At 60.3% G+C, this 15,942-nt stretch carries 13 protein-coding genes; 10 read left to right on the forward strand and 3 right to left on the reverse strand.

Annotated features, from left to right (window positions below):
* The first annotated feature begins 10 nt into the window (after nt 1-10).
* The 6 genes from DW123_RS03165 to DW123_RS03190 all read left to right on the forward strand — a co-directional run bounded on the left by DW123_RS03165 (nt 11) and on the right by DW123_RS03190 (nt 6,242).
* Complete coding sequence (locus DW123_RS03165; protein WP_117743394.1) at nt 11-190, forward strand: hypothetical protein; 180 nt, start codon at nt 11-13, stop codon at nt 188-190.
* Nucleotides 191-256: 66 nt separating this feature from the next.
* Nucleotides 257-802 (forward strand): metallophosphoesterase, encoded by a 546-nt coding sequence (locus DW123_RS03170; protein WP_117794346.1) that lies wholly within the window; start codon nt 257-259, stop codon nt 800-802.
* Nucleotides 803-875: 73 nt separating this feature from the next.
* The gene (locus DW123_RS03175; RefSeq protein WP_158553152.1) at nt 876-1,712 is read left to right on the forward strand and encodes a PRD domain-containing protein; all 837 of its coding nucleotides are present in this window, start codon (nt 876-878) and stop codon (nt 1,710-1,712) included.
* Between the two features lie 341 nt (nt 1,713-2,053).
* Complete coding sequence (locus tag DW123_RS03180) at nt 2,054-3,502, forward strand: PTS transporter subunit EIIC (RefSeq protein ID WP_117743397.1); 1,449 nt, start codon at nt 2,054-2,056, stop codon at nt 3,500-3,502.
* Between the two features lie 78 nt (nt 3,503-3,580).
* Entirely contained in the window at nt 3,581-4,345 is a 765-nt protein-coding gene (locus DW123_RS03185) for a ChbG/HpnK family deacetylase (protein WP_117743398.1), read from the forward strand.
* Nucleotides 4,346-4,484: 139 nt separating this feature from the next.
* Entirely contained in the window at nt 4,485-6,242 is a 1,758-nt protein-coding gene (locus DW123_RS03190) for a DUF2130 domain-containing protein (RefSeq protein ID WP_118273560.1), read from the forward strand.
* Between the two features lie 79 nt (nt 6,243-6,321).
* On the opposite strand, the gene DW123_RS03195 is transcribed toward DW123_RS03190, so the two are convergent.
* The 3 genes from DW123_RS03195 to DW123_RS03205 form a co-directional block, all read right to left on the reverse strand.
* Nucleotides 6,322-9,003 carry an RNA helicase gene (locus DW123_RS03195; protein WP_118273559.1) on the reverse strand — a complete coding sequence of 894 codons (2,682 nt, stop codon included), beginning with the start codon at nt 9,001-9,003 and terminating at the stop codon, nt 6,322-6,324.
* Between the two features lie 309 nt (nt 9,004-9,312).
* Nucleotides 9,313-10,152, reverse strand: a complete 840-nt coding sequence (locus tag DW123_RS03200) for a tRNA (guanosine(46)-N(7))-methyltransferase TrmB (protein ID WP_118273558.1) — start codon at nt 10,150-10,152, stop codon at nt 9,313-9,315.
* 117 nt (nt 10,153-10,269) lie between these two features.
* On the reverse strand, nt 10,270-11,142 hold the full coding sequence (locus tag DW123_RS03205) for a class I SAM-dependent methyltransferase (protein WP_118273557.1): 873 nt from the start codon (nt 11,140-11,142) through the stop codon (nt 10,270-10,272).
* Nucleotides 11,143-11,407: 265 nt separating this feature from the next.
* Here DW123_RS03205 and DW123_RS03210 point away from each other — a divergent pair, with 265 nt between their 5' ends.
* From DW123_RS03210 to DW123_RS03225, 4 genes are all read left to right on the forward strand, one after another.
* Entirely contained in the window at nt 11,408-12,124 is a 717-nt protein-coding gene (locus tag DW123_RS03210; RefSeq protein WP_118273556.1) for a helix-turn-helix domain-containing protein, read from the forward strand.
* Entirely contained in the window at nt 12,124-13,020 is an 897-nt protein-coding gene (locus tag DW123_RS03215) for a DUF4097 family beta strand repeat-containing protein (RefSeq protein ID WP_118273555.1), read from the forward strand. The genes DW123_RS03210 and DW123_RS03215 overlap by 1 nt, the downstream gene beginning before the upstream one ends.
* A 103-nt stretch (nt 13,021-13,123) precedes the next feature.
* On the forward strand, nt 13,124-15,031 hold the full coding sequence (locus DW123_RS03220) for an elongator complex protein 3 (protein WP_118297903.1): 1,908 nt from the start codon (nt 13,124-13,126) through the stop codon (nt 15,029-15,031).
* Nucleotides 15,032-15,907 (forward strand): spermidine synthase, encoded by an 876-nt coding sequence (locus DW123_RS03225; protein ID WP_118273553.1) that lies wholly within the window; start codon nt 15,032-15,034, stop codon nt 15,905-15,907.
* Nucleotides 15,908-15,942 lie beyond the last annotated feature (35 nt).

A 15,942-nucleotide genomic window follows, 5' to 3' on the forward strand; every position in this document is an offset into this window, starting at 1 on the left:
GGAGGCTGCCATGTTTGATGACGATGACCTGTTCGATCTGACAGATGATCCGTTTGAGTGGGATATGCTACTCGATGACGGTGAGTTGGAACAGGACCGTAGGAAACGGCAGGACAAGAAAACTCAGAGTGACGCTTCGAAAAAGCAAGACAAGCGCCGCCGCGGACTGTTCGGCGGGCTCTTTGGATAACCGCTGTATCGCTACGTCTGTATACTTAGCACGAGTTGAACACGTTGCGAAATGAGGGCATAGACGATGATGTGGTTTACCGCCGACCTGCACTTGGGCGATACGAATATCTTGCACGACATGGATCGACCGTTTGATTCGGTCGAGGAGATGAATCGCAAGGTCATCGATGCCATCAATGAGTGCGTGGCTGTGGATGACCGTCTCTACATTCTGGGTGACTTTACCTATCGTTTGCCCCTGGCGGAGGCGGTGCGCCTGCGCGAGCGTATTGCCTGCCAAAACGTGACGCTCATCCGTGGTAACCATGACGGCGATTGGGAAGATCCCGACGTGCCGCAAATTTGGGAAGACGTGCGTGATTATCTGGAGATTGCCCCCGGCTATGCCAAGGGCCATCGTCTGGTTATGAGCCACTACCCCATGCTTAGCTGGAATGGCAAGGCGCGTGGCGCCATCATGCTGCACGGGCATATCCACAGCAGGGGAGACCGCACCAACGCGCGCAACCGCGATCGCGAGCGCCCCATTTACCGCTACGATGTGGGCCTCGACGCCAATGACTACAAGCCCGTAAGCCGCGATCAAATCCTTGGCTTTTTTGGACTGTAATTAGAAGTGCAGGTAGAATGAACGCGCCGTGTGGATGGTCTACACGGCGTGTGTTTGCAGGAACGGTGATTCCATGAGGGCTATCCAGCGCATTAACCACAACGCTGCCATCTGCGAAGATGGTGCGGGGCGCCAGCTTATCGCGTTGGGTCGTGGTATCGGCTTTGGCGAAATGCCGCACGAGGTCGATCTTGACGTTATTACGCGTACCTTTTACGGCATCGATCCAAAGTATCTGGCGTTCATCGACGAGGTCGACCCCGAGGTGCTTGAGTTTTCTGCTCAGCTGGCAGATATTGCGACCGGACAGCTTTCGTACGAATTGAGTCCTAATCTGCCCATTACGCTGGCAGATCATATCCAGTTTGCTATTAAGCGCGCCCGCGAACATATGGTGGTGTCGTTGCCGCTCAAACGCGATCTGGAGCAGCTGCATCCCATTGAATACCGCTTGGGCGAGCTGGCTGTTCGTGGCATTAAGAAAACTTTTGCCGTTCGCATGCCCCAGAGTGAGGCCGCGGGTATCGCCATGTCGATTATCAATGCGGCGATTAAGCCGAGCGAGCGGCGCGTGCTTGCCGAGCAGCACGAGGAGCATCTCCTCGATATGACGGTTGCGATTATTCAAGAAGAGTTGGGCGTGACAGTCGATCGCTCGTCGTTTGCCTTTACTCGCTTTGCCACCCATGTGCGCTATCTGCTCGATCGCGTGGCAAAGAAAGAGCCGATTGACACCGAGAATTCCGGTCTTTACGACGTGCTCGTGGAGCAATATCCTGCGGCATCGCGCTGCGCCCATCGTATCGACGCTCTGATTCAAGAGGCCTTTGGCGAGCCATTGGCCCAAGAAGAGCTCGTCTATCTGATCATGCATGTGAATCGCGTGGCTCCTGCAAGCTTGAATAAATAGGGTCTCTGGCGTTTTATTTCCGTCGTAGTGACCGTTCGCGGACTGTTTGCTACCGTTCGTCGGCAATCTGAGTCACGGAGAACGCATCTGCCGCATATACTCGCCGTGTGTTGGGTGTTACTCACGGCGCAGCTCCGAGAGGCACTACCGATTCTGTCGAGGCCCCCATTGGGTCTCTGTCGGTTGTGCGCGGGGCTTTTTTCATGTCGATCCACCCGGGAATCACATGTAATCAAATCTCTTGCCAACGGGCATCGCGTGCTGCGCAGGCGCGAGCAGAATCGTGCGTCTTGGCGCTGTGAAACCCCACGGGCTTTTAGTTGGAAGAGAAGGGATTCGACATGGCTGTCGATAACAAGAAGATTGCCGAGGACGTGCTTGCTGCCATCGGCGGCGCCTCCAATGTAACGAACGCGACGCACTGCATGACCCGTCTGCGTCTGAACCTTAAGGATCAGTCCATCCCCAATGACGATGAAGTTAAGAAGATCAAGGGCGTACTGGGTGCCCAGTGGTCTGGCGGCCAATATCAGGTCATCATCGGTCAGAACGTACCGAAGGTCTACGACGCCGCCATTGCGCTGGGAGTTAAGGGCGAAGGCTCCATTGACGAGAACCTCGATGGCGGCGCCAAGGAGCCGCTGACGCTCAAGACTGCGGGCAGTAAGACCCTCAACTACCTGTCCAAAACCATGGTCATGACGATCCCCATTATCATGGGTGCTGCCATGTTCCGTACTATCGCCGTGGTTTGCGGTGACGGCATGCTCGGCATTTGGTCTGCCGATTCCGACATCTACAACTTCTTCTACAACTGGATTTACAACGCCGGTTATTACTTCCTTCCCGTTTATTTGGGTTGGGCTGCTGCGAAGCAGCTTGGCTGCAGCCAGCCGCTCGGCATGATGCTCGGCGGTGTGCTCATTGCTCCTGAGTTCATGACGATGGTCAACGCTGCAGCGGATTCGGGCGTAACGACCACCATGGTCTACGGCGTGCTGCCGGCCCAGCTGAACAACTATTCCTCCACGGTGCTCCCCATGGTTCTGTCCATGCCGGTACTCATGGTCGTCGAGAAGTTCATGAAGAAGGTCGTTCCCGACATGCTCTCTACGGTGTTTGTACCCGTGGGCACCATGGCCGTCATGATTCCCGTTTCGCTGTGCGCTTTGGCTCCGATTGGCTCCATCCTGGGCAGCATGGTCGGCAACTTTATGTTCGGTCTCGGTAACGCCGGCGGCATCGTCACCATCCTCTCCCTCGTCGTCATTGCCGCACTTTGGGAGTTCCTGGTTATGACCGGTATGCACCAGGTCCTGCTTGCCCTTGGTATTGTGCAGCTGCTCACCCTGGGCTCCGACTCTTGCGTTATGGTCGCGGCCGGTATCGCTCAGTTCGCTACGTGGGGCATGGCCTTCGGTGCCTTCCTGCGCCTTAAGGAGACCGACGAGAAGGGCGCCATGCTCGGCTTCTCGCTCTCCGGTATCGTGGGCGGCGTGACGGAGCCCGCACTGTATGGCTGTGGCTTTAAGTACACTCGCTGCCTGGGCGCCATGGTTGCCGGCGGTGCTATCGGCGGTTTGATCGCAGCCCTCACCAATGTGACAACGTATGTTCTGGGCGCGACCAATATTCTGGGCGTCACCGGCTTTGTTGCCGGCGGAACGGCTAATCTCGTCTGGGGTTGCGTTGCATCGGGCGCTGCATTTGTTGCCGCCGCTGCCATCGCCTACCTCTTTGGCTTTAGCAAGGATCAGCTCGAGGAAGATGTTGCTGCCGCTAAGGCTTAAGACATCTGTTTAGGTAGGATAATTACCTGGGGCACTTGGCTACACTCCAAGTGCCCCTTTCCATAGATTGGAGTCGTTATGAAGCAATTGCTTATTCGTGCCGATGATATCGGTTATTCGTATGCTGTTGACCTGGGGATTGCCCGAAGCGTCAACGAGGGCCTGGTGCGCTCGGCGGGCCTTATGCCAAATATGCCCGAGGCCGAGCGTGGGTGGTCGCTCGTGGCGGATGCCGATATTGCAGTGGGCCAGCATACCAACGTGTGCCTGGGCAAGCCGTGCGCCGATCCGGCGCTCATCCCGAGCATGCTCAACGAGAGCGGCGAGTTCCATAGCAGCCGTACCTTCCGTGAGCATTTTAAGCGCGGTGAGGAGCTGATAGACTTCGACGAGGCCTGCATCGAGATCCGCGCACAGCACGACCGTTTTGTCGAGATTGTGGGCCGCGAGCCCGATTACTTTGAGGCCCATGCCGTCATGAGCGAAAACCTTAACCGAGCGATCTCGGCGGTTGCCCAGGAGCTGGGCCTTAAGGAGCAAAAGGCAAGCTTCGACCCCACGGCGGTGGTGCATTGCGGAGATACCGACCTGCGCATGGTGATGCATTCGATGGAGCCGGGCTACGAACCCAAGGACTCGATTATGCAGACGGTTCGCGAGATATCCGACGGCGAGACGGTCGTCTTTGTGTGCCACCCGGGCTATCTCGATCGGTTTATCCTCGAGAACAGCTCGCTTACGACCGATCGTACCAAGGAAGTCGACGCGCTGATCGACCCTGAGCTGCGCGCTTGGCTCGGGTCTCAACCTGATCTTCGCCTGGTCGACTATCGCGACCTGTAGTGACCCATGCCACCACAAAGGGGACAGGCACCTTTGTGGTGGTTCTGGCGCTGTTGCCATTATGGCGGCGGCGTCTTTTTTGTCCGTGCAGCGCGGTAGAGTGTAAGCGGTTGAAATTTGCGTCCATCGAGGAGCTGCCATGAACGAGATTAAGTGCCCGCATTGCGGCGAAGTTTTTAAGGTCGATGCGTCCGGCTATGCGGATATCGTCAAGCAGGTGCGCGATACCGAGTTCTCGCACGACCTGGATGAGCGTGTGAAGGCGGTCCAGCGCGAGGGCGAGCGGGCGCTGGAGCTTGAGCGCTCGCGTTCGGCGGCCGCTTTGCAAAAGGCGGAGTCCCAACGTAACGCCCAGCTTGTCGAGCAGAAGAATGCCGCAGCTCAACAGCTGGCGCAAGAGGTCGCCAAGCGCGATGCCGAACTTGCCGAGCTGCGCGCCAAGCTCGAGGGCGCTGCTGCAGAGCGCGAGAGCGCAAGCCAGCGCGCGGCGGTAGAGGCCCGCGCCGATGCTCAAAAGGAGAACGCCGAGCTCCAGCGCGAAATCGACAGCTTGCGCGCACAGCTGGGACGTAAGGATGACGAAGCCAAGCTTGCCGAGTCGGCGGTGCGTAACGCTGCTCAAAGCGATCTGGCCGCACGCGATGCGCAGATTGCCGAGCTGCAGGCCAAGCTTGCCGCGGCGGACAAGGCCCAGGAGATGGCGCTTGCCGCGGCCGCGGCCGAGTCGCAGCGCGCGCTTGATACTGCTCGCAGCGAGGCTGAACGCACATTTGCTGACTATCAGGCGAAGGTGCAGGAGAAGTTTTCCGCCGCAAAGGCTCAGTCTGAGCAGGAGGCTGAGGGCCTGCGCGCCCAGCTGCGCGAGCAGGAGCTGACAGCAAAAATGAACCTGTCGGAGGCGGTTGCCGCGGCGGAGCGAGAGCGCGACGAGGCGCGTGCCAAGCTGACGAGCGAGCTGGCGGTGCGCGATTCGCGCGAGGAGCAGGCCAAGGCGGCACACGAGCTCGAACTTGCGCAGACCAAGCGCGCGAACGAGGAACTGATTCGCTATAAGGATGAAGAGATTGAGCGCCTTAAGGACATGAAGGTCCGCCTGTCCACCAAGATGGTGGGCGAGTCGCTCGAGCAGCACTGCGAGACCGAGTTTAACCGCCTACGCATGACGGCGTTTCCCAACGCGTACTTCGAGAAAGACAACGATGCGTCCGAGGGCACCAAGGGCGACTTTATCTTCCGTGAGTGTGACGCGAGCGGCAACGAGATCATTTCGATTATGTTCGAGATGAAAAACGAGAACGACGAGACCGCGACCAAGCATAAGAACGAGGACTTCTTTAAGAAGCTCGACCACGATCGTCGCCAGAAAGGCTGTGAGTACGCGGTGCTCTGCACGTTGCTCGAGCCCGAGAGCGAGCTTTATAACGCAGGAATCGTGGACGTGAGCTATCGCTACGAGAAGATGTACGTGATCCGCCCACAGTTTTTCATTCCCATGATTACGCTGCTGCGCAACGCCGCTATGGGTTCGCTTCGCTATAAGCAGGAACTGGCGGAGTACAAACAGCAGAATATCGATGTCACGAACTTCGAAGCCAAGATGGAGAAGTTCAAGGATGGCTTCTCGCGCAACTACAACCTGGCGAGCAAGCAATTCGAGTCGGCAATCAAGGAGATCGATGCCGCCATTAAGCAGCTCGAGAAGACCAAGGACGACTTGCGCCGCAGCACCGAGAACCTACGCTTGGCCCACAACAAGGCCGATGAGCTTACCATTCGCAAGCTCACATGGGGCAACAAGACCATGAAGACAGCGTTTGACGAGGCGCGCGAGGCTGCGCCAGAGTCAAGCAATGAGCCGGCCGAGGCGGATTCGTATGAGGTTGAGGATGCCGAGTAGGGCATAGTCGATAGCGCAAAAGCGGGGCCGCTGGCGATGTTGCCAGCGGCCCCGCTTCATTTCGTTCCAGTATGTACGGCTACTCTTCGAGCAAGTCCTCGATAAAGCCGACGCGGTAGTTTTTGAAGATGACCTCGCCGCCGTCTTGCGTGGCATCCAGGTCGACATCGCCCATGATGCCAAAGTCGTGGTCGCCGTCCTCGTCGGCAAAGATCTGGTGCACGTGCCACACGTGCGCGGTCTTCTCGTCGGATTCATCGATGGAAAACATTGCGGCGCTGCGCGCGTCGCCGTTGGTGAGAATCTCCTCGTGCTGCTCATGGTAGGCATCGAGCGCTTTTTGCCAACGGATTTCGCTCATGCCCCAGTCGTCGTCGAGCTCACCCAGGTCGCGCACGTGCCCGCGGGCGGCAAGGGTCACGCGGCGGAAGAGGGCGTTGCGCACCAGTAGCGTGCAGCCGCGGCGGTCCGCCACGACCTCGTCGATGCCTTGCGGCGGCGCAGCGTCGAGTGCCGCCGGGTTGCCGGCGTTTTCCCACTCGTCCACCAGGCTCGAGTCCACCGAGCGCACCACAAAGCCCAGCCACGAGATAATGTCGCGCAGGCGCTCGTCGCGCTTCTCGATGGGTACGGTGCGGTCGAGCGAGCGGTAGGCCTCTGCCAGGTAGCGCAGCAAAATGCCCTCGGAGCGGGCGATTCCGAGCTTTTGGATATAGCCCTTAAAGTCGCTCGCGCTCTCCAACATGTCGCGCAGGACGCTCTTGGGCGAGAGCTGGTAGTCGTTTGCCCAGGGCACTTCCTGGCAGTACTTGTCAAAGGCGGCATCGAGCAGCTCCTCGAGCGGCTTTTCGTACGTGACGTCCTGAATGCGCTCTAGGCGTTCCTCATATTCGACGCCGTCGGCCTTCATCTCGGCCATAGCGCGGTCGCGCGCGGCACGCTCCTGGGCGCGGAGCACCTGCTTAGGGTCTTCGAGTGTGGCCTCGACCATGCTGATGAGATCCATGGTATAGGTCTCGCTCTCGGGGTCGAGCAGCTCCAGCGCGGCAAGCAAAAATGGCGAGAGCGGTTGATCGAGCGCGAAGTCCTCGGGCAGATCGACCGTCAGCGCATAGTCGATGTCTGGCGTGGCGTCGGCCGGGGCGTTGGGTGCGGGCGGCACCTCGGTACGAACGACGACGCCGGAATCGATGAGCGTGGCGAAGATTTCGTCGGCGCGAACCTCGAGCTTAGCCTTTTCCTCGGGAGTCTGCAGGCTCGTCTCGATGAGGTCGTGTACGCGGGCGCGGGCATCGCCGCCCTGCTCGACCACGCTAATCACCATGGAGTGTGTGATGCGCAGGCGCGGCTTGAGTGTCTCGGGCTGCGTCTCGATCAAGCGCTCAAAGGTCTGCTTGTTCCAGGTGACAAAGCCCTCGGGCGCCTTCTTCTTTTTAATCTTGCGAAGCTTCTTGGGATCGTCGCCCGCCTTTGCCATGAGCTTGGCGTTTTCAATCTCGTGCTCAGGTGCCTCGGCAATCACCATGCCCTCGGTATCGAAGCCCGAGCGGCCGGCGCGGCCGGCAATCTGATGAAACTCACGGGCGCGCAGACGACGCATCTTGTAGCCGTCGAACTTGGTGAGCGCGGTGAGCACCACGGTATGGATGGGCACGTTGATGCCGACGCCGAGCGTATCGGTGCCGCAGATGACGGGCAACAGGCCCTGTTGTGCCAAGCGCTCGACCAGCAGACGATAGCGCGGCAACATGCCAGCATGGTGCACGCCGACGCCGCATCCGAGCAAGCGCTTAAGAATCTTGCCAAAGGCCGTCGAGAAGCTCGTGCCCTTGGCCGCCTCCTTGATGGCCTCGCGCTGCTCCTTGCTGGCAATACCAAAGTTGGCGAGGGATTGCGCCGTCGCAAGTGCGGCATCCTGGCTAAAGTGCACGATATAGAGCGGGGCCTCGCCGCGGCGCATGGCGAGCTCGACCGTGCCCTCGAGGGAGGTCGTTACATAGTCGTAGCTCAGCGGAACAGGGCGCGGGGCATCGACGACCAAGTCGCAAGCAGCGCTGGTGTGCTCCTCGAGTGAGGCGGCGATGGCGGTGACATCGCCGAGCGTGGCGCTCATGAGCATAAACTGCGTGTGGGGCAGGGTGAGCAGCGGCACCTGCCAGGCCCAACCACGATCGGGGTCGGTAAAGTAGTGGAACTCGTCCATGGCTACGCAGCCCACATCGGCATCTTCGCCCTCGCGCAGTGCGTCGTTGGCCAGGATCTCTGCCGTGCAGCAGATGACGGGCGCCTTGGTGTTGATGTGCGTGTCGCCGGTGATCATGCCTACGTTATCGCGGCCGAGCACCTGCACCAGGTCGAAAAACTTTTCGCTGACCAGGGCCTTGATGGGGGCCGTGTAATAACAGCGCTTGCCCTGCGCCATGCCCATAAAGAGCATGCCCAGCGCGACAAGTGACTTACCCGAGCCGGTCGGCGTGCCTAAGATGACGTGATCGCCGGCGGCCAGGTCCATGAGGGCCTCTTCCTGGTGGCCCCACAGCTCAATGCCGCGGTCGCTCGTCCATTCAAAGAAGCGCTCGAAGGCCTGATCGGGCGTGAGCCACGGTTCGGGCTCGCTGCCATCCTCGGGCTCCCACCAAGTGGGGGAGAGCGCGCCGAGCGAGCCGAACTCTGCCTCGGTTCCCGTGCCGCCCGAGAATGAGCTGGCAGCGCCGGCGCCGGAGACGGTGCTGGCGGCGGTATCTGTTGTGGTCTGTGCCATGTGGTTGCTTTCTCTCGCGTTTGTCCGCCAACTATTATGGCGTAGCGTCGCATCGATGCGTTCGCAGGCAAGAAAATGCAGGAAATGGGCGTTCTGCCCAGCCGTTTGGTGCAGTCGCCAGCTAAGTGAGTAGACTTTTTGCGATATCGCGAGCACATGGCTTTTGCGCAAGGGCTCTACCTGCGGTTTTAGTTTTCGTTATGCGGGTTGTGCTTGGCTATTGCAAAAAAGTCTACTCACTTAGGTTTGAGGGTCGTTCGTCGGCGCCTATTTGCGTTTGGCTACCGGCGCCGCGACTGCCAAAAGCCCCTAGGACTCTTGCGGCAGGCGCTTCTTGCCCTTGCGGGCGCGGTTTTTAAAATTCTCGACGGCCTCTTCCATGCCCAGGGGCACGTACGTGAGCTCATTAAGGTCGTCGGGCAGGTAGCAGGCAAGACTTTGCTCCTGCATGCGCCCCGCCGTGAGCTCATCGTCACTGGGCTGTGCGCCGGGTGTGGCGCAAATGCCGTAGACAACGGCACCCATCTCGCGCGTGCGGCACTCATATTCGGTCTCGGGATACTCGGGATGGTCGCGGCGGACGTCGTCACTTACCCAAAGCGTGTCGTAACCGGCCGCGGCAATCTGCCCCAGGGCATAGTCGCGCAGCGGTTTGCTGTCGGTGCGCAGCGTGACGGTGGCGCCGGCTGCAAGGAGCGGGCGGTAGAGCATCAGATGGTCGACATGGACGAGCCGCTTTTTGGCGTACTTGGCTTTGGGCTGCGGCGTGGGAAAGTTGATGGTGATGGCATCGAGCTCGCCTGCGGCAAACAGCGCGGGCAACGCTGCAGCTCCGCGCGGGAGTACGAGCGCGTTGGGCAGCCCCTGCTCGCAGATTTTCTGTGCGGCATAGGCGATGCAGATGGGCTCCTGGTCCATACCGACAAAGAGCGTGTCGGGTTCACGGCGAGCTCGCTCAACCAGATAGGTGCCTTTGCCGCAGCCTAGATCCAGATGAAGGCGGGTAAAGGACAGGCCGCCGGCTGGCGCGCAGGCTTCGCCCCAATTCCCGGCATAGGCCTCGGGGTTCGTCTCAATCGCATCGGCGTAGCGCTCCAGGCGCTCTTCGAGCACAAAGTTCTTAGGCGTGCGAACGTGGACGGCTCCCATGAGGCTCCTTGGTTATACGCATGGAACGCATGACTGCGCGTTCGGTCAACGGGCTGGAAAAGGTGGGCATGGTTTGCCCGGAAGTTGCGGCGCGACTCGGCGGCGGGTCGCCGATGCCTACAGGCGCTTGAGGATCACATAGCGGTTGAGCTCGCCGCTGCGACCGTCGGCGTGGAAACGCTCGAGCTCGCGTACGGGAACCTCGCCACTCTTGTAGAACGTACGAACGCCGCGCACCAGGTCGGTGATCTGCTGATCGTCAAAGTGGTGGCAATAGCGGTAGGCATGGCGGTCGTTTTGCCATCCAATGAGGTGGTCGCCGGCTTCGAACTGCGCGGAATCGTAGTCCTCAAACGGCGGGGTGAGCTCAGCGCGGGCCTCGGCGCGAACGGCTTTGCGTGCCATACGCTCGTCGTTCATAAACTCCCAAAAGCTGATGGCGATGATACCGCCCGGGCGCGTCTGGCGCACCAGGGCGTCGAGCACGCGCACGCGATACTCGCACGACGGCACGTGGTGCATAAAGCCAAAGCAGACCGAGATGTCGGCGAGCGGGGCGTCGAAAAGCGCGTCGGGTGTCTCGGCGGGGTTGAGCTTCATGAGGGCATCGAGCACGTCGAGTTCCTGGAAGTGCAGGTTGGGGATGCGCAGGGCGTGGCCATGAGCATCGATGGCCAGGTCTTGGCACGAGTCGACGCCATAGAACTCAAGCGGGCAGCTGGCGTCTGCCGAGGGACTCGTGCCGTCGACGCCTTTGGCGGCAAGTGTGCCGCCGGCGGCAAAGTTCTCGAATCGCATATTGCCGCAGGCGAGATCGAAGACGCGGACGGGATGCTCGATCGTGGCGACGTCGAGCTGCCCGAGCGCGATGTCCATAGTGCGCACCCAGCCGGGCCACGGGGCCTGGCGCGTATCGGAAAAAGAGGCGGAGTGCTCGCGATAGAACGTATTGTTGAGCTTGATGAGCGATGAGGCGAAATCGCGGTTCACGGCGCGGAACTCCCTCCGTTGGCGGTGCGGAATAAACAGTACGACCATACTACCGTTAACGCCGCAACGGGGACAACCGAGCTGCGGGCCATTGCTTTGTTTGGACGCATTTTCGCAGCTCATATGTGCCCGCAACCGTCGGTTGTCAAAAATCTCACTAGAATAGGTGGCATGCTTTTGGCGGTGGCGGATAGATTTTTAACTGTGCAAGGCGCCTTAAGAAAAAACGGTCCGGCGGCACGGCTGGCATCGCATAGGAGGAACCATGAATGTAGAAACTGCGCAGCGGCTCGCCGACCTTCGCCGCAGCAAGGGCTTTAGCCAAGAGGGATTGGCGCGAAAGCTGGGACTGTCGCGCCAGGCGGTCAGTAAATGGGAACGCGCGGAGAGCTCGCCCGATACCGAGAACCTGATCTCGCTCGCCAAGCTCTATGGTGTGAGTCTGGACGAGCTGCTCAATCCGAGCGACGAGATCGAGGACGATATCGAGTTTGAGAATGAGGACCGCGCCCGCCAGCGCGAGGCCGAGGCGGCGGAGCGAGCCCGTACCCACGAGGCGGCGGCACGCGCTACCGAGGCCGCAACGCAGGCGAGTGATGCCGCGGCTAAGGCGGCGCAGGCTGCAAGCTGGAGCGCGCAGGCGGCTAACGCCGCGACGGCGCAAGCGACGAACGCCGGTGCGGTCAATCCGACTCCGGTGAAAGGACCGTTCCAGTCGTTCCCGTATTGGGCTGTGTGCTGGATGCTGTTCTTTTTGCTGATGTTCCTGTTTGGCGCCGGTCCCTTTGCCGCGCTGATCTTCTTTACGATTCCCATCTATCACTGGGTGGCGCGTGCGCTCGATGGTGATTGGGCGCGCGGGGATATTCAGGTTGGTCCGGCGCCGGTGGCAGCCAGGGCTCAGGATGATTCCCCTGCGGTTGATACCGACGTGGCTACCGCGACCCCCGCTGATCCGAGCGCCAAAGAAGGTGATGAATAATGAAACTCTCGCATGAATCTAAGGTGCGTCTGGGCGTTGGCATCGGAGCGTTTGTGCTTATTGTTGGGCTTGTATTTGGCGTTTCGCGGACATTGATTCATTTTGATGGCCCGTGGGATCTCGACGATGTTGTATCCAGCTTGTCCGGTAGGGACGATGTGGTGCGCGAGGGCGATCTTTTGGATGACGGTAACTATTCCGCTCAGCCTCAGCAGCTTTCGAGTACGACTTTTGATGCCGATATGTTCCGCTACCTCGATTTCGATATCAATGCGGCTTCGGTGGACGTCAAGGTTGTTGATGGCAACAAGGCTCGCGTTATCGAGCGGGGGCGCGTTGCCAAGGGTATGGATGCCTCCAAGGCCGCGGCGCAAAACATCGCATCCGTCGAGGACTCGACGCTCAAGGTTTCCCAGTTTGGAAGTGATGACGGTAAGGCAATCGATCGCTCGGTTACGGTTGAGCTGCCGCGCCGTGTTGCCGAACATCTGAAGGGGATCAACGCGCACGTGGGCTCGGGTGATTTGCAGATTGCCGGTGTCATCTGTGATGGTTTTGACCTTTTCCTGGGTGCGGGAGATGTAGAGTTTACAGGCAGCGTGACTGATGCGCTCAGTGCTGAGGTCGGTTCGGGTGATGTGACGTTCGAGCTCTACCAGGCCCCCGCGAAGTCGATGAACGTAAGCGTGGACTCGGGCGATGTGGAGGTAACGGTTCCGAACTCTACGGGCTTTACGGCGAGCCTTACTCTGGGTAGCGGTGACTTCGAGAGCGATTTCCTTCCGGATAGCTACGACGACGAGGCGATTTCGAGCCTCGAGTTCGAGAATGGCGATAAGTCCGCCACGTATCGCTTTGCGGTTGGTTCGGGCGACATGTCGTTCAATCCGGAATGACGACGGCGGGCTAAGTCCGCAAACATAGATGCTTATACGCGCTGTTTGATGAAGGCGCCGAAGCCGAGATCGGCTTCGGCGCCTTTGCCTTTACAATGGGGGCATGGAACAGATTATCTTGAACATACTCGAGGCTCTGCGTCGCGGCGAGACCGTGGACGACAAAGCGCTCGTCAAACTGATACATGCCGAGGCGCGCCGCGAGGGTGCCGACAAACGTGACCTGGCCAAGCGCCGTCTGCTGCCGTTCTACCAGCGGGTAAAACGTGAGGAGCCGGCTCGTTGGGCTGGGTGGAACATCGATGCCGAGCTGGAACGTCAGCTGCTGCAGGTGTTGCGTATGAAGCCGCGCCGCACGGCTTCGGGCGTGGCGACCATTACCGTCATCACCAAGCCGTGGCCGTGCTCGGGCGATTGCCTGTTTTGCCCCAACGACCTGCGCATGCCCAAAAGCTATCTGCACGCCGAGCCGGCGTGCGCCCGTGCGGAGCAAAACTGCTTTGATCCGTATCTGCAGGTGAGCGCTCGTCTGACCGCGCTTTCGCAAATGGGGCATGCGACCGACAAGATCGAGCTCATCGTACTTGGCGGTACTTGGAGCGACTATCCGCAAGGGTATCAAACATGGTTTGTGTCGGAGCTTTTCCGTGCGCTCAATGACGATGCCGTGGCCGGCGTGGCAGCCAACCCCATGTTGGCGCGTCCGGGCATCAGCCGTGCCGAGGCGGGGCGCCTGCTCGATGACGCTCCCGCCGATGCCCTGCCGCCGGTGGTGGCGGTGCGTCGCGAGCGCTATAGGACTGCCGGCATTGCGACCGATGAGGCTGAGCTTGCCGCCGGTGTTGCCGGCGAGCAAGGGCGTGTGGATGCTGCCGTGGGTGGCTATAACCGCGCGGTGCGAAAGCTCTATGGCCCCGGCACGCCGTGGGGCCGGGTTGCCGAGTGGCAGACGGCAACGATGGAGGAGCTTGAGCGGCAGCAGCGCATCAACGAGACGGCGAAGCATCGCGTGGTGGGACTCGTTATCGAGACGCGCCCCGATGCCGTGACGTCGCAGGCGCTCACGCTCATCCGCCGCCTGGGCTGCACCAAGATTCAGGTGGGCATCCAGAGCCTCGACCAGCATCTGCTCGATATCAACGAGCGCCGCATTGCTGTGGCGCAGATTGAGCGAGCGTTTTCGCTCGTGCGCCTCTTTGGCTTTAAGATCCACGCGCATTTTATGCTCAACTTGCTGGGCGCCACGCCCGTGGGGGACAAGCGCGACTACGAGCGCTTTATGACCGAGGGCGCCCTTATGCCCGACGAGGTCAAGGTCTACCCGTGTGCGCTCATTGAGGGCTCGCGTCTGGTGGGCTGCTATGAGCGTGGCGAGTGGCGCCCCTATACCGAGGACGAGCTGCTCGATGTGTTGGCCGATGACATCGTGGTGACGCCGGCGTTCTGCCGCATTAGCCGTATGATTCGCGACTTTAGTTCCGACGACATTATGGTGGGCAACAAGAAGCCCAACCTTCGCCAGCTGGTCGAGAATCGCCTGGCGGCGCAGGGCAAGGGCGCCAAGGTGCGCGAGATTCGGTATCGCGAGATTAGCACGGCGGGCACCGACCTGGGCGAGTTGACCCTTAACGAGGAGGTGGCGTACGAGACGCCGGTGACGCATGAGCGCTTTTTGCAGTGGGTAACGCCGCAGGGCAAGATCGCGGGCTTTTTGCGCTTGTCGCTGCCCGACCGCGCATTTGTTGCCGCGCATGCGGACGAGTTGCCGACGACGCCGGACGAGGCGATGATTCGTGAGGTGCACGTGTATGGTATGGCCGCGCGCGTGGGCGATCAAGGCCAGGCGGCTCAGCATCATGGATTGGGGCGCTCACTGGTGGAGCGCGCGTGCGAAATTGCTCGGGATGCGGGCTATGCGCGCATCAACGTGATTAGCGCGATTGGCACGCGTGAGTACTATCGCCATTTGGGTTTTTATGATCATGGACTCTATCTGCAAAAGGAGCTCTAGATGAACAAGCCGAGTGTTTCTGCCGGTGTCGTTGCCGGCGTTGCTCTGGGAGCCGCGGCGCTCGGTGCGGCCGCCGTTGCTGTTCGCGCTGCCTGTCTGCAGGTCGCGAGGACCCGCAATGGGCTGGCGCGCGTGAAGCGCGTGCACGATGAGAACGGCGACGAAGTCCGCGTGTTGGTGCAAGGCGGCGTGTACCAAAGCGCGACCTATGTTGGCGAGCGTTGGGCAGAGCCCGTCTTTGCGTACTATCGTGCGTTTGACGATGTGTTTGAGGCCGAGGATGCCATGCGCGATGCTTGCGGTCATGGCATCGACCGCATGCTTATGCTGGGCGGCGGCGGGTTTGCCTATCCCAAGTTTGCGCTGATGTCGCACGAGAACTTGCGCATGGACGTCATTGAGTACGACGCCGAGATTACGCGTCTGGCACGTCGTTGGTTCTATCTGGACGAGCTGGAGCGCACGGTGGGCGACCGCTTGCGGGTGATTACCGCCGAGGCTCGCTCGTATCTGGGCGTGACGAGCGTGGGGCATCGTCGCTACGATGTCGTCGTGAGCGATTGCTTTGGCGGTGCCGAACCCGTGCGCGAGCTGGCGACGATTGAGGCGCTGCGTTTGGTGCGGGGCAGCCTGAACCCCGGCGGTATCTATGCTGCCAATATCGTGAGTGCAAATGAGGGGAGCGATGTGACGTTCCTGCGCGATTGCGTTGCCACGGCGCTCGAGGTGTTTGCGCATGCTTGGGTGGTTCCCTGCGGCGACGCGGAATTTGGCGGCGAAGAGAACTACCTGCTCATTGCCAGCGACGGTGACTACACCTTTGCCGAAGCCGTGCCCTTCGATGCCGACTTCTTCGGCGCGGCCCTCCGCGACTAGCCTATTCGGGGCGGGCCTCTTTCGACCAGTCTTTT

The sequence above is a fragment of the Collinsella sp. AM10-26 genome (assembly GCF_003472525.1).
Taxonomy (GTDB): domain Bacteria; phylum Actinomycetota; class Coriobacteriia; order Coriobacteriales; family Coriobacteriaceae; genus Collinsella.